Source organism: Azospirillum sp. B21 (genome assembly GCF_008364825.1).
Lineage (GTDB): Bacteria > Pseudomonadota > Alphaproteobacteria > Azospirillales > Azospirillaceae > Azospirillum.
The window spans coordinates 55210-78775 of sequence record NZ_VTTO01000001.1 but is presented as its reverse complement, the minus strand read 5'-3'; the positions used below and the strand labels follow the sequence as shown (position 1 = coordinate 78775).

Below are 23566 nucleotides of genomic sequence, written 5' to 3'. Positions count from 1 at the left end.
CTCCCTTGCGAAGCGGGGGAGGGTTAGGGTGGGGGCGTTCGGAGCCGGCGGCCTTACTGCCCGACCACCTTCGTCGCGCGCTTCACCACAGTCTCGGGCAGGGTGACGCCCATGGCGGCGGCGGACTTCGGGTTGACGAACAGGTCGGTGCCCTTGGCCAGTTCCACCGGCAGGTCGCCGGGCTTCTCGCCCTTCAGGACGCGGGCGACGATGGCGCCGGTCTGCTTGCCGACCTGGAAGTAATCGAAGCCGATGGAGGCCACCGTGCCGCGGGCCACGCTGTCGGTGTCGGCGGAGAAGATCGGCAGCTTGGCCTGCTGTCCCACCGCGATCACGCTTTCCAATGCCGAGACCACCGTGTTGTCCAGCGGGATGTAAACGGCATCGGCCTTGCCGACGAGGCTGCGCACCGCCGGCTGGGCATCCGACGACTTCGGGACGGAGGCCTCGACCACCGTCAGGCCGGCCTTCGTCGCCTCGTCCTTCAGCGCCTTGATCAGCACGACCGAGTTCGGCTCACCGGGGTTGTAGAGCACGCCGATCCGCTTGGCCTGCGGCACGATCTCGCGGATCAGGGCGACATGCTCGGCCACCGGGGCCATGTCGGACAGGCCGGTGATGTTGGCGCCGGGCTTGTCCATCGACTTCACCATCTGGGCCGACAGCGGATCGGTCACCGCGGTGAAGACCACCGGGATGTCGCGGGTCGCCGCCGCCACAGCCTGGGCCGAGGGGGTGGAGATCGGCACGATCACGTCGGGCCGCGATCCGGCGAACTGGCGGGCGATCTGGGCGGCGGTGGCCGGGTTGCCCTGCGCGCTCTGGTATTCGACCTTCAGGTTCTGGCCCTGGACGAAGCCGGCGTCCTTCAGCGCCTCCACCACGCCGTCGCGCGTGGCGTCGAGCGCCGGGTGCTGGACGATGGCGGTGATGGCGACGGTCTTGCTCTGCGCCAGCGCCTCGACCGGGGTGGCGAACGGACCGACGAAGGCGGCGAGTGCCGCGGCGGCGCACAACAGACGGGTGAAGGACATGGCTGCGGTTCTCCTGGACACGGAAGGCCTTCCCCCTAGACCGCGGCGGCTCCGCCGTCAACTCGGCAGCGGGGTGCGGACAGGCTGGGATGGAACATTTGAAACGCTATGAACCATATCCCGGAGACTGTTCCACTGTTTCATCCGATGTTCGATCCATCATGTCCCTCCGCGTCCGCAAACGGCCCGTATCCTCATATCACGAGGCGGGACGTGCGATAAGGACAGGCGTGAAAAAGCCCCGATTCCGACTGGAAGCGCCTTGGCATGGCCGACCCGCCCGCAATCGGGGGTGTGGTTTGGCGGGCGAGAGGCTATATTGTCCGCAGCACGGAAGGAGTGGTCATGACCGTTGGAACCGAAGCGGCCCCGTCGAAGTTTCTCGCCTCCTTCCGCGGCCTGATCGGCTGCTGCCCCAACTGCGGGCAAGGCCGGCTGCTGCGGAACTTCCTGAAGCCGGTCGACCGCTGCGCCGCCTGCGGCGAGGCCTATGGGCATTTGCGCGCCGACGACGCGCCGCCCTGGATGACGATCCTGATCGTCGGGCACATCGTCATCCCGGCCCTGCTGTCGGTCGAACAGAGCTACGAACCGCCGACCTGGGTGCATCTGGCGGTGTGGCCATTGCTGACGCTCGTGTTGACGCTAATTCTGCTGCCGCGTTGCAAGGGTCTGGTGCTGGGACTGCTGTGGAGCACCGGCGCACCGGGGTCGGAACAGGCCTGAGTGCCGACCGCTCCATGGCTTGAAATCGTACGGCCTGAAATGAAGAACGGCACCGCGCGGCGTCGCGCAGTGCCGTTCTCTTCATGTATGGCTGGACCTTCATGAACCCGCCGCCGGGCGGGTGTATCGGTCAGCGCGCGCTCGGGCTCAGCGCCGCCGGACCGTGATGGTCACGGTCGCCGGACAGGGTGGCGCGCAGCTTGCCGAACAGTTCGCGCAGGTAGTCGGCGCGCATCTGGCGGGCCGCCAGCATGATTTCTTCGTGGCTGCGGGGATCGCGGACTTCGTTGAAAAGAGTGTTCATGGCTCTGGGAATCTCCACGTGAGGTGAGAGACGTCCACTCCCTTGGAATTTGTTTGCCTTGTGAGGCTTAAGATAGGGCAGAGCCGTTGCCCTAAGAAGTGCGGTCCACGCAATGCCGCCTGACGATTTCCGTATCAGCTTCCCCAATTAACGGAGGTGCGAACTATTGTCGCAGGCCATGGTCGGTCAACCCTCGACAACAGTTCGCCTTTCCGATTATTTGCCGTCCCTGGCTCCATCCACGGCGACATTGCGATCGGAGACGATCCGATCATCGGGCGCGCCTTCCCTTTGTCCCGCCGTTTGCCCCATCGGACGATCGGGCTGGCGCGGCGGCAGCGGGCCGGTGCCGAGGCCGCTTGCCTCCTCGCTGCCGGGGATGCCGAAATCCTCGTCGGGCTGGTCGATGGGACCGCCGGCGCCGGGGCCGATGATGCGCTGGAACCCCTCGATCTCTTCATCGACGTCCAGGTGATCGCGCGTTTCGGCGATGTCGAGCGGGATGGGACGTTCGTCGATGCCGCCGCTGTCGCTGGGACCTGTGGCGTTGCCGATGTTCCTGTCGTCACGCGGCCTGTCGTCACCGCGCCGGTCGTCGGCTTTACGGGTATCGGTGTTGCGGTCGTTGGGGGCCATGGGCGCTCTCCCGTCTGCTGTGTGAGGTCTCGGTCTTCCTCAACAGGGCGGAAGCGCGCTCGTCACCGCATGCAGGTCGAACCAGCCGCCGACGCTGTGGCGCAGGTCATGCCGACGGTACTGTTCCGGCGCCGGGGCGATGTCCCACAGCCAGGACATGTCGGGCGCGGGCAGGGGAAGGCCCCAGGTCGACTCCTCCACCTCCGTCACGGTGCCGCGGTGCAGCCAGGAACTGTCGATGTCCGTGAACAGCGCCGCCCGCTCGGCAATATCGGACAACCAGCAGAGATGGCCCTGGACCATGCGCTGGGCGAAGGCCAGCCTTTCCGCATCCGATGTGTGTGGGGCGCGGCGCTCCACCGCCTCCAGCGGCAGAAGCGGCAGCTGGGACAGGAGGTTGCAGGACAGCGCGAAGCGGAAGGGCTCGCCGTCGATCGGCGGCGGCTCGAAGCCGGTGGGCAGGGGGGCGCCGCTGTCGAGTGCCGCGGCGAGCGGGGCGAGGGCGCCGCTGACATCCAGTTCAAGCAAACGCACGTTCGGCAGACCGGCGGCGCGGCGACGGACCGTGCGGCTGTGCACCATGTCCGCCAGCACCACCTGGTCGAATCGCGCGGTCAATGATTCCAGGGGCACTTCGATCAGCAGCCCGGATCCGGCGACCAGTGCCCGGCCGCCCGGCTCCACCCGCTGGATCGCCTGTTCGACGAAGCGGTGGCAGGCGGCCACATGCGGCGCCCAGGCCCGCCGCTGCCGCCGATAACGGGCGCCGAGCGCCACCATTTCCGCCAGATAGCCGAAGCGGCGGGCCAGCGGTTGGCAGGGTGTGGTCAGATATTCGATCGCTTCGCGCAGCATGGCCGGTCGCTTCTCCCCCCTTGACCCGCGGCGGTCGCAAGGTACCTATGGCGGCATGGTCGAGATCAAGAGGAAAGCGGCCCTGGTCACCGGGGCCGGCAAGCGCATCGGGCGAGCCATCGCGCTCGATCTGGCGGGGCAGGGGTGGGACGTCGCCGTCCATTACCGAAGCTCCCGCGAGGAGGCCGATGCCGTCGTCGCGGAGATCGGGCGGGCAGGCGGCAGGGCCATGGCCTTCGCCGCCGATCTGGACCGTGAGGCGGAGGTGAAGGCGCTGGTGCCTGCGGTGGCCGAGCAACTCGGCCCGCTGACCCTGCTGGTCAACAACGCCTCCCGGTTCGAGCGCGACGAGGTCGCCGACGTCACCCGCGAATCGTGGGATGCGCATATGGAGGCGAACCTGCGGGCGCCCTTCGTGCTGTCGCAGGATTTCGCCTCATGGTTGCCGGAGGGCGACGGCGGTCTGATCGTCAACATCATCGACCAGCGTGTGTGGAACCCGACTCCGCATTTCGTTTCCTACACCCTGTCCAAGATGGGGTTGTGGGCGCTGACCCGCACGATGGCGATGGCACTCGCCCCGCGCATCCGTGTGAACGGTATCGGCCCCGGCCCTATCCTGCGCAACGACCGCCAGACCGAGGAGGAGTTCTCCGCCCAGTGGGACTCGACGCCGCTCAGGCGCGGGAGCACCCCGGAGGAGATCTGCGCCGCCATCCGCTTCCTGATCGCCGCCCCGGCGGTGACCGGCCAGATGATCGCGTTGGACGGTGGGGAACATCTGGGATGGGCGCAGCCGACGCATGGCTTCGTCCCCAACGAATAGAAGCCTGTTACAAGGCGGAAACCGTATTGAGCCAAGGCGGGCAGGGCCGGATCATGGCCCCGGCGTCCCCGCCGCCGGGAAAATGACCGCGCGTTTTACACAGGTGCCCCACCCCGCGCAAGAGGCGCCGGCGACCCCGCGACATTTTTGCGGTCGCGCGTCAATTCCCTCCCTTGACTCGGACCTGGCCTAAGGAAATCAATGGGTTGACGAAAATGCCTAAAAAATAGGCGGATGCATGGGAGCCCTTGCGGCGCCTAGCTCCGGGCGAGCTACTCCCTCCGTTATCGACAAACTTATCCACAGGTTTCGTGGATATTCTTTCGGAGGGGTGAGTCGCTCCATTTGTTCCCTCCCTGTGCCCAACGGTTGACCCGCGCCGGCCGCTCGACGACATTCTGGTCATGTCCGAAACGCATTCCTCCGACCCCCAGGCTCCTGTCGCCGCAGAGCCGGCAGACGCCGCCGACGCCATGTCCTCTGCCGATGCGGCGGCCGGCGAAAGCGCGGCCGCACGGCCGAAGCGGCGCCCGGCCGACATCGACCGGGGCGTCGAGATCATTCGTGAGCATCTGAAGACGCTGCCGCAGACGCCGGGCGTCTATCGCATGCTGGCGGGCGATGGGGCAGTCCTGTATGTGGGCAAGGCGCGCAACCTGAAGCGCCGGGTGACCAACTACACCCAGGTGGGAAAGCTGCCGATCAGGCTCCAGCGCATGGTCGCGGAGACCGAGACGATGGAGTTCGTCAACACCCACACCGAGGTGGAGGCGCTGCTTCTCGAATCGAACCTGATCAAGAAGCTGATGCCGCGGTACAACGTGCTGTTGCGGGACGACAAGACGTTTCCGCACATCATGATCACCAAGGACCACGATTATCCGCAGCTGACCAAGCATCGTGGCGCCCGCGGGCGCGACGCCGATTATTTCGGTCCCTTCGCGTCTGCGGGGGCGGTGAACCGGACGATCACGGCTCTGCAGCGCGCCTTCCTGCTGCGCAACTGCGCCGATACCGTGTTCGCCAGCCGCACGCGGCCCTGCCTGCAATACCAGATCAAGCGCTGCACGGCGCCCTGCGTGGAGCGTGTCAGCCCGGCGGAGTATCGGGCGCAGGTCGATCAGGCCCGCGCCTTCCTGTCCGGCAAGAGCCGCGACATCCAGACGGAATTCGCCGACCGGATGATGGCCGCCTCCGACGCCATGGATTTCGAGACGGCGGCGCGCTACCGCGATCGTATCCGCGCGCTGACTGCGATCCAGGCCCACCAGGACATCAATGTCGAGGGGGTGGTGGAAGATGCGGACGTCATCGCGGCCTATGCCGAAGGCGGCGTGACCTGCATCCAGGTCTTCTTCTTCCGCGGCGGGCGCAACTACGGCAATCGCGCCTATTTCCCCAGCCACGACAAGGCGGCGGAGACGGATGAGGTGCTGGCCGCCTTCATCGCGCAGTTCTATGAGAACAAGGCCGCGCCGCCGCTGGTGCTGGTCAGCCACGCCCTGCCGGAACTGGAACTGCTGAGCGAGGCGCTGGCCGTCCGCGCCGGGCACAAGGTGGAACTGGCGGAGCCCAAGCGTGGCGAGAAGCGCCGGATCGTCGAACATGCCCTGACCAACGCGCGCGAGGCGCATGGGCGGCGTCTGGCCGAAAGCTCCAGCCAGGCGCGCCTGCTGGACGGGGTGGCTGCAGCCTTCGGCATGGATGCGCCGCCGGAACGGGTCGAGGTCTACGACAACTCCCACATCCAGGGGGCCCATGCGATCGGCGCGATGATCGTCGCCGGGCCGGACGGCTTCATCAAGAACGCCTACCGCAAGTTCAACATCCGGAGCGAGGGTGCGGCCGGCGACGACTTTGCCATGATGCGCGAGGTGCTGACCCGCCGATTCGGCCGGGCGGTGAAGGAGGATCCGGAGCGCAGCCTGGGAAGCTGGCCCGATCTGGTGCTGATCGATGGCGGGCTGGGCCAGTTGAACGTGGCGCTGGAGGTGTTCGCGGAGCTGGGAATCGACGACGTGACTCTGGTCGGCATCGCCAAGGGGCCGGACCGCGACGCGGGCCGAGAGCATTTCTTCATGGAGAATCGCCCGCCCTTCCAGATGGAACCGCGCGACCCGGTGCTGTATTTCCTGCAGCGGCTGCGCGACGAGGCGCACCGCTTCGCCATCGGCACCCACCGGGCCAAGCGGACCAAGGCCATCGGAAAGTCGCCCATCGACGAAATCTCGGGCATCGGCCCCGCCCGGAAGAAGGCGCTGCTGCACCATTTCGGCAGCGGAGCGGCGGTCGCGCGGGCCGGGCTGGCCGATCTTGAAGAGGTGGAAGGGATCAATCGTGCCGTTGCGAAAAAGATATACGATCACTTCCATCCCGATGGTTAGAATGCGGGCACCTTCAAACGGGCGGCTTCCTCACGGGCGCCGTGCGGCGACATCCTCCAGCGGTTCGAGTTTTCCGTCATGCTGACCAGCCTGCCAAACCTGCTGACCCTGTCGCGCATCGCGGTGATCCCGGTGGTGGTCGGGCTGTTCTATGTGCCGGAGGCCTGGGCCGCCTATACCGCCTGCTCGCTCTATGCCGCCGCCTGCATCACCGACTGGTTCGACGGCTATCTCGCGCGCGCCTGGGCGCAGGAAAGCGTGATCGGCAAGTTCCTGGACCCCATCGCCGACAAGCTGCTGGTCGCGGCGACGCTGATCATGCTGGCGGGGTTCCATCGGCTGACCGGCCTGTCGATACTGCCGGCGGTGGTGATCCTGCTGCGCGAGGTATTGGTGTCGGGCCTGCGCGAGTATCTGGCCGGCCTGCATGTCGGCGTTCCGGTGACCTGGCTGGCCAAATGGAAGACGACGATCCAGATGATCGCGCTGGGCTTCCTGATCGTCGGCGATTATGGTCCGGCGGAACTGCCGGTGACCATCATCGGCACGGTGGGTCTGTGGATCGCCGCGGCCCTGACCTTCTACACCGGGTGGGATTACATGCGTGCCGGACTGACCCACATGATGGCCGAGCAACCGGCGAAGCCCGGTTCCGCCCGTTCCGCCCGCAGCGCCGGTTGAGAGTTTCCAAGATGAAGATTTTCGGGCTGACCGGCTGGAGCGGCAGCGGCAAGACCTCGCTGATGGTGCGTCTGATCCCGGCACTGACCGGGCGGGGCCTGCGCGTCTCGACGGTCAAGCATGCGCATAAGGGCTTCGACATCGACCATCCCGGCAAGGACAGCCACAACCATCGCGTCGCCGGCGCGACCGAGGTGCTGGTCAGCTCCCCCCGCCGCTGGGCGCTGATGCACGAACTGCGCGATGGCGAGCCGGAACTGACGCTGGACCAGTTGATCGGCAAGGTGGCGCCGGTGGACCTTCTGCTGATCGAGGGCTTCAAGCGCGACCGGCACGAGAAGATCGAGGTCTGGCGCGCCGATGTCGACAAGCCGCTGATCGCGCCGGACGATCCCACAATCATCGCGGTGGCCAGCGATAGCCCCGTGCCGAACTGTCCGGTGCCGGTCCTCGACCTGAACGACGCGGAAGCGGTTGCGGCGCTGATCGTGAAGCGTTGCGGTTTGGGGTGATCGCCGGTCGCGTTGCAACCTTCGTTGATTTTTTGCAAGTGACTTTCTAGCGTTTGGACGTTAGAGTTATCCCTGACTCTGACAGTGCTATACGCAAAGTCTGAATCTGCTATCGTTGACTCCACAGGATAAAGGTCGCCACATATATGTTAGAGACCGATTTATTAGTGAGGCCCGCGATGACGGCACCGAAACCGCAACAGCCCCTTTCAACGGGAACGAAGCCCCCAACGGCGCCAGTCAAGATCGCGTTGAATGCAAAGAGCCAAAAGAAAATTTCCGATCTCATTTCAGATTTGAAGATTGAAGGTGACAAGCCGGGAGGCTGGTTGCCCTACAAAAAGGGTTGATTTAAGTGTCGGATGAGCCGTTATCCCTGACGCCAAAGCCAAAAGTTTTGATTGAGTTGCACCGTCAATTTGATCAGCGCCTGAGCACGATATCGGCAGCTGAACAGGACGATGTTCGCGACATAGTCGACAGCCTTCATGGAATACCGGATCAGGGCAGCGACTATGCAATCAATGGAACCAACGCTGGTGATCTTTGGGTCCGCAGAAAGGCGAACTCTTACGTGATGTATACGTACACTCGCAACGATCCAGAATCCAAGTTTCTGGTCAAGTGCTGGGTCTGTGGTAAGTTCGTCATCAAAAACGGCAAAGAAACTTACGACATCGCCTAGGCATACCTCGTGGCGATCAGGCTTCGGCCCACTAGCGTAAGCGAAATTTCGTCTTGTCCTACCAACTCGCAATCTTCGATTTCGACGGCACGCTGGCCGACTCGTTTCCCTGGTTCATCGGCGTTCTGAACGGTGTGGCCGACCGCTACGGCTTCAACCGGGTGCGGCCGGACGAGGTCGAGCAACTGCGCGGATACGACGCGCGGCAGATCATGCGGCACCTGCGCGTCCCGTCCTGGAAGCTGCCCTTCATCGCCAACCACATGCGCCGCCTGATGGCGCGCGACATAGACGGCATCCGTCTATTCGACGGGGTGCCGGGCATGCTGCGCGCGCTGAACGACCGGGGCGTGACCGTCGCCATCGTCAGTTCCAACTCGGCTGCGAACATCCGCGCGATCCTGGGGCCGGAGGCGGCGGGGCATGTCGCCCATTACGGCTGTGGCGCCTCGCTGTTCGGCAAGGCGGCGAAGTTCCGCAGGATGCTGCAGGTGACCGGCGTTCCGGCCGACCGGGCTGTCGGCATCGGTGACGAGGTGCGGGACATCGACGCCGCGCGCAAGCTCGGCATGGGATGTGCCGCGGTGAGCTGGGGCTATGCCCGCGGCGATGCTTTGGCGGCGCGGCGGCCGGATCGGCTGCTGACACGGGTGGAGGAGATTGCCGGGCTTTTCGGCGGCTAAGTGCCACGTCCCGGAAAGCATGCCTTTTCCCTCTTCGCAGCCGGCGCCGCGACGGACTAGAGTGGCGGCCATGGTGCAACTCGACAATGATTGCTTCGCCTTCGGCGGGCCGATGATGGCGGTGGAGCCGGCGCTGGCGCTGCTGGCCGGACGGGTCGGACCGGTGACGGCGACCGAGACGGCTCCGCTGACCGACGCGCTGGGACGGGTGCTGGCCGCCGACCTGGTCGCGCCCTTCAACGTGCCGCCGCACGACAATGCCGCAGTGGACGGCTACGCCGTGTTCTTCGATGACCTCGCCGCCGACGGTCCTACGGTCCTCCCGGTCAGGGCAAGGGTTGCCGCCGGGCAATGGCTCGGCCGGCCGGCGGCGCGGGGGGAGGCGGTGCGCATCTTCACCGGCGCGCCGATGCCGGCGGGGATGGACACCGTCTTCATGCAGGAGGATTGCCGCAGCGACGGCGCCTCCGTCACGCTTCCGGCCGGGAACCGCCGAGGCGTGAACCGGCGGCTGGCCGGCGAGGATGTGCGCGAGGGCTCGGTCGTGCTGGCCGCCGGGCGCCGTCTGCGGCCGGAGGACATCGCGCTCGCCGCGTCGCTCGGCCATGCGACGCTTGAGGTGCGCTGCAGATTGCGGGTGGCGGTCTTTTCCACCGGCGACGAGCTGCGGCAGCCGGGGCAGGCGCTGGAGCCGGGGGCCGTCTATGACGCCAACCGCTATGCCCTGATCGCGCTGCTGACCCGGCTGGGCTGCGCAGTCACCGACCTTGGCATCCTGCCGGACCGGTTCGAGACGATTCGCGACGCCCTGGCGGAGGCTGCGGCCGGCCATGACGCGCTGATCACCTCCGGCGGCATGTCCACCGGCGAGGAGGATCACGTCAAGCCGGCAGTGGAGGCGAACGGGCGGCTTGATTTCTGGCGGCTGGCGATCAAGCCGGGGAGGCCGGTCGCCCTCGGCCGTGTCCGTGATGCGGTCTTCGTCGGGCTGCCCGGCAATCCGGTCGCGGTTGTGGTCACCTTCCTGCGCATCGCCCGGCCGATCCTGCTGCGACTGATGGGGGCGTTGGACGAGGCTCCGCGTCCGATCCCGGTGCGCGCCGCCTTCGCCCACAAGAAGAAGCCGGGCCGGCGCGAGTTCCTGCGCGGGTCGCTGATGCGGGAGCCGGATGGCGCGCTCGCCGCCATGAAATACCCGCGCGACGGGGCGGGCGTCCTGTCGTCGCTGGTCGAGTCAGAAGGTCTGATCGAACTGCCGGAGGATCTTGCCCGGGTCGAACCCGGCATGATCGTCGACTTCGTGCCTTTCAAAGAATTCCTCTAGGGGACGCGTGATGAAGATTCTCTATTTCGCCTGGCTGCGCAGCAAGATCGGCGTGCCGACGGAGACGGTGGACCTGCCGGCGGAGGTCGCCACCGCCGGTGATCTCGTCGAGTGGCTGAAGACCCGCAGCCCCCGCCATGCCGAGGCGCTGGCCAACAGCAAGGTGGTCAAGGTGGCGGTGAACCAGGAGCATGTGCCCTACGACCACCCCATCGCGGCGACCGACGAGGTGGCCCTGTTCCCGCCGGTGACGGGGGGCTGACGCCATGGCGATCCGCGTCCAGGCCGAGGATTTCGATGTCGGCGCCGAATATGCCGCCTTCACCGCCGGTCGCACCAGCGTTGGCGGGGTGGCCATGTTCGTCGGGCTGGTGCGCGACATCGCCGGCGGCGAGGCCGTCAGCGCCATGACGCTGGAACACTATCCCGGCATGACCGAAAGACAGCTGGAAGCGATCGAGGAGGAGGCGCGCAGGCGTTGGCCGCTGGACGATGTGCTGGTGATTCACCGTCATGGCCGGCTGGAGCCGGGCGACCGCATCGTGATGGTCGCCACCGCGTCGGCCCATCGCGATGCCGCCTTCGAGTCCTGTCGCTTCCTGATGGACTGGCTGAAGACCAAGGCCCCCTTCTGGAAGCTGGAGGCCACGCCGGACGGCGAGCGCTGGGTCGAGGCGAAGGACAGCGACGATGCCGCGGCGGCGCGCTGGGCGGAGTGAAGAGTGGAAGGAACCGGGCCGGTCAGGCGTGACCGGCTTCGCCCGACAGCATGGAGACGCTGACGCCCAGCTTGCCGATGGCGCGTTCCCATTTGGCGTCGAGGTCGGTGTCGAACAGGAGCTGTTCGTCGCAGGGCACGTTCAGCCAGCCGTTCGCCTGGAATTCGGCGTCGAGTTGGCCCGGACCCCAGCCGGCATAGCCCAGCAGCAGGATGTTGCGGCGCGGGCCGCGGTCTTCGGAGATGGCGCGCAGGATGTCGATGGTGGCGGTCAGCGCGACATCGTCGTTCACCACCAACGTGCCGTCACGGACATAGTCGGTGGAGTGCAGAACGAATCCTCGGCCCGATTCCACCGGCCCGCCGTAGTGGACAGGCAGGTTGTTCATCGGCTGCGGGATGTTCATGTCGAGCTGTTCCAGAAGGTCTTCGAACGTGATCGACCCGAACAGCCGGTTCACCACCAGCCCCATCGCACCATCTTCATTGTGGGCGCAGACATAGATGACCGAACGCTGAAAACGTGGGTCTTCCATTCCGGGCATGGCGATCAGCAGCTGGCCGGTCAGCGATTCCGTGGTCTTGGAGTCCGGAGACTTGGTCAGGCGCGGCATGGTCGATTATCCTTGTCGTCGGTCCGGTGCGGTAAACCGCTTCCGTCCGTACGGTCGGTTGTGGTTGGCGCTCTGGCGACGCTTTCACCGGAGTGTGACAGCACCGGTCGAGCTTTGTCACCTGTATATGAGCTATCATATAGGGCGTCGGGGGCACGGTTGCGCCCCTTCCCGGGAAGAGAACAGTGCGCACGATGAAAAGACATGCCTCCCTCCTAGTGCTGCTGCTGGCCATTCTGGCGGGCGGCGCCTTTCCCGCCGCGGCGCAGAACGGCGTCGGGTCCTGGGTCAAGGCCGGGCAGGTCGAGGCGCGTCTGGTTTCCGCCGTGCGCGGCACCGGTGACCTGACAGCGCTGCCGCTGGGGCTGGAATTGCGGCTGGAGCCGGGATGGAAGACCTATTGGCGCTCCCCCGGCGATGCCGGATTCGCCCCGCGGCTCGACTGGAGCGGCTCCGGCAATCTGACCGATGCGACGCTGTCCTATCCGGCCCCGCACCGCTTCTCCGTTCTGGGGTTCGAGACCGCCGGCTATGACACCGCGGTCCTGTTCCCGATCCAGGGCAAGCCTGCCGAGCCCGGCAAGCCCGTCGATCTGACGCTGACGGCGGAACTGCTGGTCTGTTCCGACATCTGCGTGCCGCAGACGCTGAACCTCGCCCTTGCGCTGCCGGCCGGACCGGCGGAGCCGAGCGATGCCGCGAACAACGTGGCGCGCGCGCAGGCACTGGTGCCGCGGGGGCCGAACGGACTGCTGAGAATCGACGCGGTGCGCGCCACCGGCACCATGTTGGAGGTGGAGGCGACCGCGGCCGACGGCTTCGTCACCCCGGACCTGTTCGTGGAGACCGAACCACCGCTGACCTTCTCCGCACCCAAGACCGTCTTTTCGGACAATGACCGCCATGTCCGCCTGACGCTGACCGTGACCGAACCGCAGCCGGGCCTGGATCTCGCCGGGCGCGCGATGACCCTGACGCTGGTCGATGGCGACAAGGCGGTGGAGGCGCCGGCGACGGCATCCGCCGGTGGAGCCCTGTCGGCTCCTGCTGGTGCCGGATTGGCGGCGATGCTGGGCGTGGCGCTGCTCGGCGGGTTGATCCTGAACCTGATGCCCTGCGTGCTGCCGGTGCTGTCGCTGAAGCTTATGTCGGTGGTCAAGCATGGCGGGCGGGCCCCGGCCGCGGTGCGCGCCGGCTTCCTGGCGAGTGCCGCCGGCATCCTGACCTCCTTCCTGCTGATGGCTTCGGTACTGGTCGGTGTGAAGGCGGCGGGCGGGGCGGTCGGCTGGGGCATCCAGTTCCAGCAGCCGCTGTTCCTGGTCTTCATGGTCGTGCTGGTCACCTTGTTCTCGGCCAACCTCTGGGGGTTGTTCGAGGTGCCGCTGCCGCGCGTGCTGGCCGACCGGCTGGGCGGGGAGGGGCTGGCCGGCCCCTTCGCCACCGGAATGTTCGCCACCCTGCTGGCAACCCCCTGCTCGGCGCCGTTCCTGGGTACGGCGGTCGGCTTCGCGCTGTCCAAAGGGCCGGTGGAGGTCTATGCGATCTTCGTGGCGCTGGGCGTTGGGCTGGCGCTGCCCTATCTGGCGGTGGCGGCATGGCCGCGGGTGGCCGGCTGCCTGCCACGCCCTGGGCGCTGGATGGCGACGCTGAAGATCGTGCTGGGCTTCGCGCTGATGCTGACGGCGGTCTGGCTGCTGTCGGTGCTGACTGCGCAGATCGGCGAAGTCGCTGCCGCCACGGTCGGGCTGCTGATGGCGGGGCTGGTGCTGGCGCTTTGGATCGGGCGTAGCGCCCGCGGTGCGGCGCGGATCGCCGGACCGGCGCTCGCCGGAGTGCTGGCAATCGCCGCCTTCTCCATGCCGGCTGCGGTCGGACCCTCCGCCGGTGCGGCGCCGGTGGTCAGCGAGGCCAAGACGCGCTGGGTGCCCTTTGCGGAATCCGCGATCCGCGACCATGTGGCAGCCGGCCGCATCGTCTTCGTCGACGTCACCGCGGATTGGTGCATCACCTGCCAAGCCAACAAGAAGCTGGTGCTGAACCGCGACGAGGTCGCCAAGCGGATGGAGGACCCGTCGCTGGTGGCGATGCGCGCCGACTGGACCCGCCCGGACGCTGCGATCGCCAAGTTCCTGGCCGACCACGGCCGGTACGGCATCCCCTTCAACATCGTCTACGGCCCCGGCGCGCCGGACGGCATCGCCCTTCCGGAACTGCTGAGCGACGGCGCGGTGCTGGAGGCGCTGAACAGGGCGGCCGGAAAGGGAGCCTGATCGGGCATCGGGAAAAGGCCTATGGCCGTTGCGGCTATTCTGCGGTAACAGGGCGCCTCCGGGAGGCTCTCCCGCGCCATGAGGACGATGATGGACGATCAGATCAACTGCCCGCAGTGCGGCTCCGAAAACGCCTACAATGACGGAAGCCTGTGGAACTGCCCCGACTGCGGGCACGAGTGGAACCCCGACACGGCCACGGCCGCTGCGGACGTTGAGGCCGGGCAGGGCATCCGGGATGCCAACGGCAACCCATTGAGCGACGGCGACAGCGTGACCGTCATCAAGGATTTGAAGGTGAAGGGTTCGTCGCTGGTGGTGAAGGGCGGGACCAAGGTGAAGAACATCCGTCTGGTCGACGGTGCGGACGGGCACAACATCGCCTGCAAGATCGACGGCATCGGCGCCATGAACCTGAAGTCGGAGTTCGTGAAGAAGGCCTGATGCCGCCCGTGTGGGACGCCAACCCTACCTTGCGGCCATCGGCCGCGGGGGATAGAAGGGATGCGGGGCCGGGCTCCGCGAAGAGGGTCCGGCCCGACCAATAGGGACAAACCCAAAAACGGGAAGGGTTAGAGACGATGAGCATCCAGGTTGGCGATACCATTCCGTCCGTCACGCTGAAGTGGCTGACCGACAACGGCATGCAGGAAGTGACCACCGACGAGCTGTTCAAGGGCAAGAAGGTCGTCCTGTTCTCCGTCCCCGGCGCCTTCACCCCGACCTGCTCCGCCAAGCATCTGCCGGGCTTCGTCCAGCAGGCCGACGCGCTGAAGGCCAAGGGCGTCGACAGCATCATCTGCCTCGCGGTCAACGACCCGTTCGTGATGCGCGCCTGGGGTGACAAGGGCGGCGTCGGCGACAAGGTGAAGATGCTGCCGGACGGCAACGCCACCTTCACCACGGCGCTCGGCCTGACCATGGACGGTTCGGGCTATGGCCTGGGCACCCGCGGGCAGCGCTTCGCCCTGGTGGCGGAAGACGGCAAAGTCACCCACGTCGCCGTCGAGGCCCCCGGCAAGTTCGAGGTGTCTTCGGCCGAGGCGGTGCTGGAGAAGGTTTGAGTCTACGAGACGCCGTGCGGGACTCGATCTCCTGCGCGGCGTTTCCTTTTGATTGGCCGATCAGATCGCCAGCTTCGCCTCGATGGTCGCCATCCGCCCGTCCAGTGTCGCCAGGACGCTGTCGAACTGGCTCATGACTTCGGTCTGCGCCAGCATCATGCTGCGGGTCGCCGCATTCTGCTTCAGCCACGAGACATCACTGCGCAAGGTGGTGAGGTCGTCCTGGATACGCCGCTGACCGGCGATCATCTCGTTGACGCGCTCCATCAACAGGCTGAGGTCGGCGTTGTCGGCCATGCTGCGGCATCCCAGGCATCAGGTCTTACCGTCACAACCATAGCGCACATTGATGTGCGCTCGCCAGCGCCCGGATCTTCGTTCAGCCCCGCGCCCGCACGTCGGCCACGCCGCGCCGGGCCAGTTCGTCGGCGCGTTCATTTTCCGGGTGGCCGGCATGGCCGCGGACCCAGTGGAATTCGATCTGGTGCTGCCTCTTCGCCTCTTCCAGGCGCTGCCACAGATCGACGTTCTTCACCGGCTTGCGGTCGGCGGTCATCCAACCTTTGGCTTTCCAGCCATGGATCCACTTGGTGATGCCGTTCTTCACATATTCGCTGTCGGTGAAGAGGCGGACGGTCACCGGCTTCTTCAGGGCCTCCAGCGCCATGATGGCGGCCATCAGCTCCATGCGGTTGTTGGTGGTCGCCGGCTCGCCGCCATACAGCTCCTTCTCCACCTCGCCATAGCGCAGGATGGCGCCCCAGCCGCCGGGACCGGGATTGCCGCTGCAAGCACCGTCAGTGAAGATGTCGACGGTCTTGCCGCCGGATTCAGTCGGGGTGGAGCCGTCGGTCATCGCCCGCCTGCATCGGAGTCGTCGAGGAAATAGTCGCCCAGGCCGCGGACCGACTGGTGGAAGCGCAGCTTGCGCAGATATTCCAGCGGATCCTTCGGCCGCACGAAGGCGCCGGGCGGATGGTTCAGCCAGTCATAGAGACGGGTCAGCAGGAAACGCACCGCGCTGCCGCGGCACAGCCAGGGCAGGGCGTCCAGCTCTTCGCGGGACAGAGGGCGGACCTTGCGGTAGTTGAACAGCAGCAGCCTGGCCTTGGTGGCGTTGAAGGACCCATCGACCTCGAAGCACCAGGCGTTGATGCAGATCGCCACGTCGTAGACGAAGAAGTCGTTGCAGGCGAAATAGAAGTCGATCAGGCCGGACAGGCTGTCGCCGCGGAAGAAGACATTGTCCGGGAACAGATCGGCATGGATGACGCCGGCCGGCAGGCCGACAGGCCAATTTGCCTCCAGCGCCGCCAGTTCCGCCTCCAGCGTCGCGCGCAGGCCGGGCGCCACCTCGTCGGCACGCTCTGCCGATTTGGCGAACAGGTCCTTCCAGCCGGGCAGGGCCAAAGCGTTCGGCCGCTCCATGCGGAAGTCGCCGACCGCCAGATGCAGGCGGGCCAGAGCCTCGCCCAGCTGGGCGCAATGCTGCGGCATGATCCGGCGCGGCCACATGCCGGCCAGGAAGGTGACGATCACCGCCGGCCGGCCGCACAGCTCGCGCAACGCCACGCCGTCGCGCGCCGCCACCGGCAGGGGACAGGCGATGCCCTTGTCCGCCAGATGCTCCATCAGGCCGAGGAAGAAGGGCAAATCCTCCTTCCTCGTGCGCTTCTCGTAGAGCGTCAGGATGTAAGGGCCGCGTTCGGTCACCAGCAGGAAGTTGGAATTCTCCACCCCCTCCGCGATGCCTTTGCACGACAGCACCGCGCCCAGATCGTACTGGGCGGCGAAGGTGCTGAGATCCTCGTCGGTGACTTCGGTGTATACGGCCATGATGTGCAGCGCCTTACCGGGTTTCCGGCTTGCGGTCAATTTCGGGCGTGATCGGCTCGTAATATTCCGGGCCGAAGCCGGCGAGTTGGCGGCTGCCGACGTTGAAGGGGCGCTTCAGCCCGCCGCGGAAATGGCGTCCGACCAGTTCCTGCCACAGGGCGACCGGCTCCGCCCCGCGTTCGGCGCAGAGGTGGACGAACCAGCGGTGGCCGGCGGCGACATGGCTGATTTCCTCGTCATGGATGGTCTGCAGCAGGTCGGCGCTCTCCGCGTCGCCGAAATCGCGCAGGCGGCGCACCGTCTCCGGCGTGACGTCCAGCCCGCGCGCCTCCAGCACCATCGGCACCACCGCCAGCCGGGCGGCGAGGTCGTGCGCGGTCTCCGTCGCCGCCTGCCACAGACCGTCATGGGCCGGCAGGTCGCCATAGGAGGAACCCAGCGCGTTCAGCCGAGTCTCCAGCATCCGGAAATGCCGCGCCTCGTCGTCGGCCACCTGCACCCAGTCGTCGGTGAAGCCCTTCGGCAGGCCGAGAGGAGCGAATCGGGCGACGATGTCCCAGGCAAGATCGATGGCGTTCAGTTCGATATGGGCCAGCGCGTGCAGCAGGGCGATGCGGTTTTGCGCGCTGCCGCCGCGCCCGCGCTTGGGCATGTCGCGCGGCAGCTTCAACTCCGGCCGCTCGGGGCGGGCAGGGCGGTCGGGCGGCGGAACGGGCACGTCGGGCGACAGCAGGCCGTCGCGCCATGCCGCGGCGTGGTCACGGGTAAGGCGCACTTTCTCCAGCGGCGCCGCGGTGGTCAGAACCGCGGTCGCCGCATCGCCCAGGCACGAGACAGAGGAGGTCATTTCCAGCCGTAGGCGACGAAGTTCGGGTTCAGGATGTCGTCCTTGCCATAGACGAGCGGCGAGCCGTCCGGCTGCTCCACCCGGCCGCCGGCGCCGATCAGCACGGCATGGCCGGCGGCGGTGTCCCACTCGCTGGTCGGTCCGAAGCGCGGATAGAGGTCGGCCTTACCGCTGGCCACCGTGCAGAACTTCAGCGAGCTGCCGCAGGACACCCGGTCCTTGACGGTGAACTGGCCGAGGAACTCGTCCAGGACCGACCCGCTGCCGTGCGACCGGCTGGCGACGACGGTCAGCCCGTCGGGCGGCGGGTTGCGGACGGAGATGGCATGGTCGTGCCGCCCCTCCGCGCAATGGACCGCGGTACCGGGACCGGCCGCGGTGTACATGTCGCCGGTGGCCGGGGCATAGACGACGCCGAGCACCGGCACGCCATTTTCGATCAGCGCGATGTTCACCGTGAACTCGCCGTTGCGCGAGATGAACTCCTTGGTGCCGTCGAGCGGATCGACCAGCCAGAAGCGTCCGCCGGAGATGTCGGGCCGGTGGCCGGCCGCCACCGCCTCCTCCGCGACCACCGGGACGCCGGGCAGAAGGTGGTGCAGGGCCGGGATGATCACCGCCTCCGCCGCCTGATCGGCCTGCGTGACAGGGCTGCCGTCAACCTTGGTGGCGACGTCGATGCCGTCGTTGTAAAAGCGCAGGATGACCTGACCGGCCTCATGGGCGATGGTGCGGACCGTCGGCAGCAGGCTCGCCACAGCGGCATCGGGCATGGGGTGAACTCCCTTTGGTATGAACGGTCAGCATACCGTGCCCGACAGCGGGCCGGAAGCTTTTGAACGGGTGTGGAACGGAGAAGGAGGATGACGGTGGAAGAGCGGTCGGAGGGTGGGCGGGTGGCCGGTGCAGGCGCATCGGCTCTATGGCGTGCTATGACCGCTGCCGATCTGGACCGGTTGCTCGCCATTGCGGATATCGTGCATCCGACCTACCCGGAAGACCGCAGCGTGTTCGAAGAGAGGCTCGCACTTTACCCCGCCGGCTGCCGAGTGGCGGAGTGTCGCGGCGAAGTCATCGGCTATGGCGTCATGCATCCGGGCAGGCTGGGCGTCCCGCCGCCGCTCGACACGCCGCTGGGAAAACTGCCGCCGGATGCGGACTGCCTCTACCTGCACGACATCGCGTTGCTGCCTGAGGCGCGCGGCACGGGGCTGGGGGCGGCGGTGCTGGACTATGCGCATGGGCTGGCGGCCCGCGAGGGGTGGCGGTGGCTGGCGCTGACCTCGACACCGGGAGCGCGGAGCTATTGGGACCGGGTCGGCTTCACGCCGTACCGGGACGGCGGACCGGCATTGAAGGCCAAGCTTGAGAGTTACGGCGGCGGGATGAGCTACATGACGGCGCCGGTGCGGCCTTAAGCCGCCAGCATCGCCAGTTCCGGATCGGTCACCACCGCCTCGAAGGCCGGCTTGGCGAACAGGTAGCCCTGCATCAGGGTGACGCCGAGATCGCGCAGGGTCTTGGCCTCGTCCGCCGTCTCGATACCCTCGGCGATGGGGGTGATGGCGAGATCCTCGCACACCGCCAGGATTGCCTTGACGATGCTGCGCCGCGCCCGTTCGGTGTCGATGTTGCGGGTCAGCTCCATGTCCAGCTTGATGATGTCCGGCTGGAATTCCGCCAGCAGGTTCAAGCCGGAATAGCCGGAGCCGAAATCGTCGATGGCGGTCAGGAATCCCTGGCGCTTGTATTCGTTGAAGATGCTCTTCAAGTGGTCGTGGTCCACCACCCGCTCGTTCTCCGTCACTTCGAAGATGATGCGGTCGGTTGGGAAGCCGGTGCGCCGGGCGGCGGCAAGCGTCGCGCGGATGCAGGCCTCCGCCTTGTAGACGGCGTTGGGCAGGAAGTTGATGGATAGGCGGGCGCCGTTCATCGGCAGGGATGAGGCCAGTTCGATCGCCTTGATGCGGCAGGACTGGTCGAAGGCGTAGCGGGTGGCGTCGGTCACCTGCCCCAGAATCCAGCCGGCACCTTGGCCGGCGGTGCCGCGGACCAGCGCCTCATGCGCCCAGACGGAGCTGCCAACGACATCGACGATGGGCTGGAACGCCATCGTGAAGTCCAGATCGAGCCTGTCCGCGCACTGTCCACCGCACCCGCCGTCACCAAACGCCATCGCCTTACCCCCGTCAGACCAGAGAACCCACCTTTAGGTAAGCAACAATGCCACGGTTTTCATCGGACAGAGGTGTGGCAAGTGCCGCACCTTCCGACTAGGACTTTCCCTTACGCCCCCGGTGAGAATTGCCGGCCTATTCCGCCGCCATGCGGGTTTCGGCACCGCGGATCGCCGCCCACACCGCTTCCGGCGTCGCCGGCATGTCGATGTGGGTGATGCCGAGGTCGGACAGCGCATCGACCACCGCATTGATGATCGCCGGCGGCGCGCCGATGGCCCCGGCCTCGCCGGCCCCCTTCATGCCCAGCATGTTGGTGGTGCTGGGAACGCTGTTCAGCTTCACCTCGATCGGCGGCATGTCGACCGCGCGCGGCATCTGGTAGTCCATGAAGGACCCGGAGAGCAGCTGTCCGCTGTCGGGATCGAACACCACCCGCTCCTGCAGCGCCTGCCCCAGCCCCTGGGCAACGCCGCCATGGATCTGGCCGATCACCAGCATCGGGTTGATCACCGTGCCGAAATCGTCGACGACGCTGTAGCGCACCACCTCGATCACGCCGGTGGCGGGGTCGATCTCCACCTCCGCGACGTGGCAGCCGTTGGGGAAGGTGCTGGCCGGCGGGGTCCAGCGCGCCATCTCGGAGAAGGCGATGCCGGTGCCACCCTCGGCAGCCTTGGCGGCCACCTCCCTCAGCGACACTGCGCGGTCGGTGCCGACGACGGTGAAGTGGCCGTCGGCGAACTCGACATCGATCTCGGCGGTCTCCAGCAGGTCGGCGGCGACCGTCGTGGCGGCCTTCACCACCTTGGCCGCCCCCTCCGCCAGCGCCGAACCGCCCACCGGCACGGAGCGGGAGCCGCCGGTGCCGGCCCCCCAGCTGACGCGGTCGGTGTCGCCCTGCACCACCTCGACATCCTCCGGCGGAACGCCCAGCCGGTCGGCGAGGATCTGCTTGTAGGCGGTCTCGTGGCCCTGGCCGTTGGTTTGGGTGCCGATCATCAGCACGACCTTGCCGTCGCCGTTGACCTGGACGGTCGCCTGCTCCGGCCCGCCGCCCGAGCAGGCCTCGATATAGGTGGCCAAGCCGGCGCCGCGCAGCTTGCCGCGGGCTTTGGCCTCCGCCTTGCGGGCGGGCAGGCCGGCCACGTCGGCAAGGATCAGGCCATCCTCAAGATTCTGAGCGAAATCGCCGGTGTCATAGACCTGCCCCATCGGCGTGGCATAGGGCATGGCGGTCGGCGGGATGAAGTTGCGCCGCCGGATCTCCGCCGGGCCGAGGCCGGTGACCCGCCCGGCATGGTCGATCAGCCGTTCCAGCAGATAGGCGGCTTCCGGCCGGCCGGCGCCGCGATAGGCGTCCACCGGCTGGGTGTTGGTGAACACGCCCTTCACCCGCACATAGACCGCCGGCGTGCGGTAGGAGCCGACCAGCATCGCCGATCCGGCATCGGTCGGGATGAAGGGGCCGTAATTCGACAGGTAGGCGCCGAGATTGGCGACGGTGTCCACCCGCAGGCCCAGGAAGCGGCCATCGGCATCGAGCGCCAGACGCGCCTTGCTGACATGGTCGCGGCCATGGTCGTCGCTGATGAAGCCCTCGATCCGGTCGGCGGCCCATTTTACCGCGCGGTTCAGCCGGCGGGCGGCAAACAGGCAGGCGACATATTCCGGGTAGTTGAACAGCTTCATGCCGAAGCCGCCGCCGACATCGGTGGTCAGCACGCGGATGCGGGAGTCCGGCTCGTTCAGGATCTTGGCGAACTGCTTCTGCAGGCCGTGGACGCCCTGGCTGGTGACGTAGATCAGCAGACGGCCGGGCGCGCCGTCGGCGCCGGACTCCACACCGGCGACGCAGGCGCGGCCTTCCATCGGGTTGGCGACGACGCGATTGTTGACCAGCTCCAGGTCCACCACGCGGTGGGCGCCGGCGAGCGCCGCCTCCACCGCCGCCTCGTCGCCGGTGTCCCAGTCGAAGCAGAGGTTGTTCGGCGCCCCGTCCCACACCAGTGGACGGCCGGGCTCCAACGCCTCCAGCGTTCCGGTGACGGAGTCGCGGTCCTCGTAATCGACCATCACCAGTTCGGCCGCCTCGCGCGCGGCTTCCAGCGTCTCGGCCACGACCATGGCGACCGGATCGCCGACATGGCGGGCGAAGCCGCGGGCCAGCGCCGGACGCGGGGTGCGGACATAGTTCGACCCGTCGCGCTGCTTCAGCACCGCCTGACAGGGGATCATGCCGACATTCTCGGCGTCGAGATCGGCGACGGTGTAGACCGCCAGCACGCCGGGCTGCGCCAGCGCGTCCGACGCATCGACCGAGCCGATCGCCGCAAAGGCGTGGGGGGAGCGGACAAAGGCCGCATAGGCCTGGCCGGGAAGAGACACGTCGTCGGTGTAGCGGCCGCCGCCGGTCAGCAGCCGGGCGTCTTCGGTGCGCGGAACCGCCTGTCCGATGCCGAACTTCATGGGTGAACTCCCGCCTTCCGGTTCGATGCGATTGTTGTGCTCCGCGAAGATAGGCCGGCTGAAGCGTCAGGGAAACCCCCGGCGGCGGCAAGCGGTGCGCGCCATTGCGGACTGGCGCCGGCAATCTGCAGGGACCATATTCGGTGGCATGTGTGGACGCATGCTACTCACCACCCCGGTCAGCGAGGTCCAGCGCCTGTTCGGCGTGCCCGAACGGCCGAACCTGATGCCGCGCTGGAACATCGCCCCGACGCAGGACATCCCCGTGATCCGGCGCGAGGAGGACGGCCGTCATCTGTCGATGGTCCGCTGGGGACTGGTGCCGCCCTGGGCGGACGATCCGTCCATCGGTGGGCGGATGATCAATGCGCGCGGCGAATCGGTGGCGGAAAAGCCGGCCTTCCGCGATGCCTTCCGCAAGCGCCGCTGCCTGATCCCGCTCGACGGTTTCTATGAATGGACCAGCGTGGGGGAGGGGGCGAAGCCGCGCAAGCAGGGCCACGTCATCCGCCGCCGCGACCGCGGCCTGTTCGCGCTGGCCGGGCTGTGGGAGCGCTGGCGCGGACCGAAGGGCGCCCCACCGCTGGACCCGCCGTTGGAAACCGCGACGGTGGTGACGACGGCGACCAACCCCGGCCTGTCCTTCCTGCATGACCGCATGCCGGTGGTGCTGGATCCCGCCGACTGGGACGCATGGCTCGACCCGGCGACCCCGCTGCCGATGGTGGAGGGACTGATCCGCTCTGCACCGGACGACTGGCTGGACGTGGTCCCGGTGGGGCCGCGGGTGAACAGCGTGCGCAACGACGACTGTTCCTGCCTGGATCCGCCGGAAGAGGCGGCGGCCGTGATGGAAAAGCCGGTCGATGGGAAGCCGGCCAAGGGTAAGCCCGACGACAAACAGCCCAGCCTGTTCTGAGC

At 67.1% G+C, this 23566-nt stretch carries 28 protein-coding genes; 16 read left to right on the top strand and 12 right to left on the bottom strand.

The genetic code is table 11. From position 1 onward, the window contains the following. Positions 1-53: 53 nt before the first annotated feature. On the bottom strand, positions 54-1034 hold the full coding sequence (locus FZ983_RS00420) for an ABC transporter substrate-binding protein (protein WP_149221685.1): 981 nt from the start codon (positions 1032-1034) through the stop codon (positions 54-56). Positions 1035-1379: 345 nt separating this feature from the next. Here FZ983_RS00420 and FZ983_RS00415 point away from each other — a divergent pair, with 345 nt between their 5' ends. Continuing rightward, complete coding sequence (locus FZ983_RS00415) at positions 1380-1760, top strand: DUF983 domain-containing protein (RefSeq protein ID WP_149221684.1); 381 nt, start codon at positions 1380-1382, stop codon at positions 1758-1760. 130 nt (positions 1761-1890) lie between these two features. Here FZ983_RS00415 and FZ983_RS33920 read toward each other — a convergent pair whose 3' ends face one another. The 3 genes from FZ983_RS33920 to FZ983_RS00405 form a co-directional block, all read right to left on the bottom strand. Further along, complete coding sequence (locus FZ983_RS33920; protein ID WP_188092214.1) at positions 1891-2064, bottom strand: hypothetical protein; 174 nt, start codon at positions 2062-2064, stop codon at positions 1891-1893. 216 nt (positions 2065-2280) lie between these two features. Beyond that, positions 2281-2700 carry a hypothetical protein gene (locus FZ983_RS00410; protein WP_149221683.1) on the bottom strand — a complete coding sequence of 140 codons (420 nt, stop codon included), beginning with the start codon at positions 2698-2700 and terminating at the stop codon, positions 2281-2283. A gap of 39 nt (positions 2701-2739) precedes the next feature. Next, positions 2740-3555, bottom strand: coding sequence for a hypothetical protein (locus tag FZ983_RS00405; protein WP_149221682.1), 816 nt, complete (start codon positions 3553-3555; stop codon positions 2740-2742). Between the two features lie 55 nt (positions 3556-3610). On the opposite strand from FZ983_RS00405, the gene FZ983_RS00400 reads away from it, so the two are divergent. From FZ983_RS00400 to moaE, 10 genes are all read left to right on the top strand, one after another. Beyond that, complete coding sequence (locus FZ983_RS00400; protein ID WP_149221681.1) at positions 3611-4381, top strand: SDR family oxidoreductase; 771 nt, start codon at positions 3611-3613, stop codon at positions 4379-4381. Positions 4382-4854: 473 nt separating this feature from the next. After that, positions 4855-6765 (top strand): excinuclease ABC subunit UvrC, encoded by a 1911-nt coding sequence (gene uvrC / locus FZ983_RS00395; protein WP_149222421.1) that lies wholly within the window; start codon positions 4855-4857, stop codon positions 6763-6765. A gap of 78 nt (positions 6766-6843) precedes the next feature. Beyond that, on the top strand, positions 6844-7446 hold the full coding sequence (gene pgsA, locus FZ983_RS00390; RefSeq protein ID WP_014247629.1) for a CDP-diacylglycerol--glycerol-3-phosphate 3-phosphatidyltransferase: 603 nt from the start codon (positions 6844-6846) through the stop codon (positions 7444-7446). Between the two features lie 11 nt (positions 7447-7457). Further along, positions 7458-7958: a molybdopterin-guanine dinucleotide biosynthesis protein B gene (gene mobB, locus FZ983_RS00385; protein ID WP_149221680.1), complete on the top strand. Its 501-nt coding sequence runs from the start codon at positions 7458-7460 to the stop codon at positions 7956-7958. A 179-nt stretch (positions 7959-8137) separates the two neighbouring features. Next, positions 8138-8308: a hypothetical protein gene (locus FZ983_RS33915; protein ID WP_188092213.1), complete on the top strand. Its 171-nt coding sequence runs from the start codon at positions 8138-8140 to the stop codon at positions 8306-8308. A gap of 5 nt (positions 8309-8313) precedes the next feature. Further along, on the top strand, positions 8314-8643 hold the full coding sequence (locus FZ983_RS00380) for a hypothetical protein (RefSeq protein WP_149221679.1): 330 nt from the start codon (positions 8314-8316) through the stop codon (positions 8641-8643). A 53-nt stretch (positions 8644-8696) separates the two neighbouring features. Next, a complete protein-coding gene (locus FZ983_RS00375) occupies positions 8697-9326 on the top strand; it encodes an HAD hydrolase-like protein (RefSeq protein ID WP_149221678.1) in 630 nt (209 codons plus the stop codon). 70 nt (positions 9327-9396) lie between these two features. Then, a complete protein-coding gene (gene glp, locus FZ983_RS00370; RefSeq protein ID WP_149221677.1) occupies positions 9397-10650 on the top strand; it encodes a gephyrin-like molybdotransferase Glp in 1254 nt (417 codons plus the stop codon). 10 nt (positions 10651-10660) lie between these two features. Further along, positions 10661-10912, top strand: a complete 252-nt coding sequence (moaD, locus tag FZ983_RS00365) for a molybdopterin converting factor subunit 1 (protein WP_149221676.1) — start codon at positions 10661-10663, stop codon at positions 10910-10912. 4 nt (positions 10913-10916) lie between these two features. Further along, the gene (gene moaE, locus FZ983_RS00360; RefSeq protein WP_149221675.1) at positions 10917-11369 is read left to right on the top strand and encodes a molybdopterin synthase catalytic subunit MoaE; all 453 of its coding nucleotides are present in this window, start codon (positions 10917-10919) and stop codon (positions 11367-11369) included. A gap of 22 nt (positions 11370-11391) precedes the next feature. Here moaE and FZ983_RS00355 read toward each other — a convergent pair whose 3' ends face one another. After that, positions 11392-11982, bottom strand: a complete 591-nt coding sequence (locus tag FZ983_RS00355) for a YqgE/AlgH family protein (protein ID WP_149221674.1) — start codon at positions 11980-11982, stop codon at positions 11392-11394. Between the two features lie 194 nt (positions 11983-12176). On the opposite strand from FZ983_RS00355, the gene FZ983_RS00350 reads away from it, so the two are divergent. The 3 genes from FZ983_RS00350 (at position 12177) to FZ983_RS00340 (ending at position 15316) form a co-directional block, all read left to right on the top strand. After that, positions 12177-14252, top strand: coding sequence for a protein-disulfide reductase DsbD domain-containing protein (locus tag FZ983_RS00350; RefSeq protein WP_149221673.1), 2076 nt, complete (start codon positions 12177-12179; stop codon positions 14250-14252). Positions 14253-14342: 90 nt separating this feature from the next. Beyond that, positions 14343-14696: a zinc ribbon domain-containing protein YjdM gene (locus FZ983_RS00345; protein ID WP_149222420.1), complete on the top strand. Its 354-nt coding sequence runs from the start codon at positions 14343-14345 to the stop codon at positions 14694-14696. 137 nt (positions 14697-14833) lie between these two features. Then, positions 14834-15316: a peroxiredoxin gene (locus tag FZ983_RS00340; RefSeq protein ID WP_149221672.1), complete on the top strand. Its 483-nt coding sequence runs from the start codon at positions 14834-14836 to the stop codon at positions 15314-15316. Between the two features lie 60 nt (positions 15317-15376). Here FZ983_RS00340 and FZ983_RS00335 read toward each other — a convergent pair whose 3' ends face one another. The 5 genes from FZ983_RS00335 to cysQ form a co-directional block, all read right to left on the bottom strand. Then, entirely contained in the window at positions 15377-15613 is a 237-nt protein-coding gene (locus FZ983_RS00335) for a hypothetical protein (protein ID WP_149221671.1), read from the bottom strand. An 82-nt stretch (positions 15614-15695) separates the two neighbouring features. Continuing rightward, positions 15696-16172 carry a ribonuclease HI gene (gene rnhA, locus FZ983_RS00330; protein ID WP_149221670.1) on the bottom strand — a complete coding sequence of 159 codons (477 nt, stop codon included), beginning with the start codon at positions 16170-16172 and terminating at the stop codon, positions 15696-15698. Further along, positions 16169-17152, bottom strand: coding sequence for a homoserine kinase (locus FZ983_RS00325; RefSeq protein WP_149221669.1), 984 nt, complete (start codon positions 17150-17152; stop codon positions 16169-16171). The genes rnhA and FZ983_RS00325 overlap by 4 nt, the downstream gene beginning before the upstream one ends. Before the next feature lie 13 nt (positions 17153-17165). Next, entirely contained in the window at positions 17166-17999 is an 834-nt protein-coding gene (locus FZ983_RS00320) for a ferritin-like domain-containing protein (protein WP_149221668.1), read from the bottom strand. Then, the gene (gene cysQ / locus FZ983_RS00315) at positions 17996-18772 is read right to left on the bottom strand and encodes a 3'(2'),5'-bisphosphate nucleotidase CysQ (RefSeq protein ID WP_149221667.1); all 777 of its coding nucleotides are present in this window, start codon (positions 18770-18772) and stop codon (positions 17996-17998) included. Before cysQ ends, FZ983_RS00320 begins: the two co-directional genes overlap by 4 nt. A 90-nt stretch (positions 18773-18862) precedes the next feature. Here cysQ and FZ983_RS00310 point away from each other — a divergent pair, with 90 nt between their 5' ends. After that, the gene (locus FZ983_RS00310) at positions 18863-19417 is read left to right on the top strand and encodes a GNAT family N-acetyltransferase (RefSeq protein ID WP_149221666.1); all 555 of its coding nucleotides are present in this window, start codon (positions 18863-18865) and stop codon (positions 19415-19417) included. On the opposite strand, the gene FZ983_RS00305 is transcribed toward FZ983_RS00310, so the two are convergent. After that, positions 19414-20112, bottom strand: coding sequence for an EAL domain-containing protein (locus tag FZ983_RS00305; RefSeq protein ID WP_211102860.1), 699 nt, complete (start codon positions 20110-20112; stop codon positions 19414-19416). The two genes, FZ983_RS00310 and FZ983_RS00305, sit on opposite strands and share 4 nt — an antisense overlap. A 199-nt stretch (positions 20113-20311) precedes the next feature. Next, positions 20312-22645, bottom strand: a complete 2334-nt coding sequence (locus FZ983_RS00300) for a xanthine dehydrogenase family protein molybdopterin-binding subunit (RefSeq protein WP_149221664.1) — start codon at positions 22643-22645, stop codon at positions 20312-20314. 160 nt (positions 22646-22805) lie between these two features. Between FZ983_RS00300 and FZ983_RS00295 the strand changes: the two genes are divergently transcribed. Continuing rightward, positions 22806-23564, top strand: a complete 759-nt coding sequence (locus tag FZ983_RS00295; RefSeq protein ID WP_149221663.1) for an SOS response-associated peptidase — start codon at positions 22806-22808, stop codon at positions 23562-23564. Positions 23565-23566 lie beyond the last annotated feature (2 nt).

Coding starts and splice junctions, on each gene's coding strand:
- FZ983_RS00420 (WP_149221685.1), bottom strand. CDS start 1,034: ATGTCCTTCACCCGTCTGTTGTGCGCCGCCGCGGCACTCGCCGCCTTC.
- FZ983_RS00415 (WP_149221684.1), top strand. CDS start 1,380: ATGACCGTTGGAACCGAAGCGGCCCCGTCGAAGTTTCTCGCCTCCTTC.
- FZ983_RS33920 (WP_188092214.1), bottom strand. CDS start 2,064: ATGAACACTCTTTTCAACGAAGTCCGCGATCCCCGCAGCCACGAAGAA.
- FZ983_RS00410 (WP_149221683.1), bottom strand. CDS start 2,700: ATGGCCCCCAACGACCGCAACACCGATACCCGTAAAGCCGACGACCGG.
- FZ983_RS00405 (WP_149221682.1), bottom strand. CDS start 3,555: ATGCTGCGCGAAGCGATCGAATATCTGACCACACCCTGCCAACCGCTG.
- FZ983_RS00400 (WP_149221681.1), top strand. CDS start 3,611: ATGGTCGAGATCAAGAGGAAAGCGGCCCTGGTCACCGGGGCCGGCAAG.
- uvrC (WP_149222421.1), top strand. CDS start 4,855: ATGTCCTCTGCCGATGCGGCGGCCGGCGAAAGCGCGGCCGCACGGCCG.
- pgsA (WP_014247629.1), top strand. CDS start 6,844: ATGCTGACCAGCCTGCCAAACCTGCTGACCCTGTCGCGCATCGCGGTG.
- mobB (WP_149221680.1), top strand. CDS start 7,458: ATGAAGATTTTCGGGCTGACCGGCTGGAGCGGCAGCGGCAAGACCTCG.
- FZ983_RS33915 (WP_188092213.1), top strand. CDS start 8,138: ATGACGGCACCGAAACCGCAACAGCCCCTTTCAACGGGAACGAAGCCC.
- glp (WP_149221677.1), top strand. CDS start 9,397: ATGGTGCAACTCGACAATGATTGCTTCGCCTTCGGCGGGCCGATGATG.
- moaD (WP_149221676.1), top strand. CDS start 10,661: ATGAAGATTCTCTATTTCGCCTGGCTGCGCAGCAAGATCGGCGTGCCG.
- moaE (WP_149221675.1), top strand. CDS start 10,917: ATGGCGATCCGCGTCCAGGCCGAGGATTTCGATGTCGGCGCCGAATAT.
- FZ983_RS00355 (WP_149221674.1), bottom strand. CDS start 11,982: ATGCCGCGCCTGACCAAGTCTCCGGACTCCAAGACCACGGAATCGCTG.
- FZ983_RS00350 (WP_149221673.1), top strand. CDS start 12,177: ATGAAAAGACATGCCTCCCTCCTAGTGCTGCTGCTGGCCATTCTGGCG.
- FZ983_RS00345 (WP_149222420.1), top strand. CDS start 14,343: ATGGACGATCAGATCAACTGCCCGCAGTGCGGCTCCGAAAACGCCTAC.
- FZ983_RS00340 (WP_149221672.1), top strand. CDS start 14,834: ATGAGCATCCAGGTTGGCGATACCATTCCGTCCGTCACGCTGAAGTGG.
- FZ983_RS00335 (WP_149221671.1), bottom strand. CDS start 15,613: ATGGCCGACAACGCCGACCTCAGCCTGTTGATGGAGCGCGTCAACGAG.
- rnhA (WP_149221670.1), bottom strand. CDS start 16,172: ATGACCGACGGCTCCACCCCGACTGAATCCGGCGGCAAGACCGTCGAC.
- FZ983_RS00325 (WP_149221669.1), bottom strand. CDS start 17,152: ATGGCCGTATACACCGAAGTCACCGACGAGGATCTCAGCACCTTCGCC.
- FZ983_RS00320 (WP_149221668.1), bottom strand. CDS start 17,999: ATGACCTCCTCTGTCTCGTGCCTGGGCGATGCGGCGACCGCGGTTCTG.
- cysQ (WP_149221667.1), bottom strand. CDS start 18,772: ATGCCCGATGCCGCTGTGGCGAGCCTGCTGCCGACGGTCCGCACCATC.
- FZ983_RS00310 (WP_149221666.1), top strand. CDS start 18,863: ATGACGGTGGAAGAGCGGTCGGAGGGTGGGCGGGTGGCCGGTGCAGGC.
- FZ983_RS00305 (WP_211102860.1), bottom strand. CDS start 20,112: ATGGCGTTCCAGCCCATCGTCGATGTCGTTGGCAGCTCCGTCTGGGCG.
- FZ983_RS00300 (WP_149221664.1), bottom strand. CDS start 22,645: ATGAAGTTCGGCATCGGACAGGCGGTTCCGCGCACCGAAGACGCCCGG.
- FZ983_RS00295 (WP_149221663.1), top strand. CDS start 22,806: ATGCTACTCACCACCCCGGTCAGCGAGGTCCAGCGCCTGTTCGGCGTG.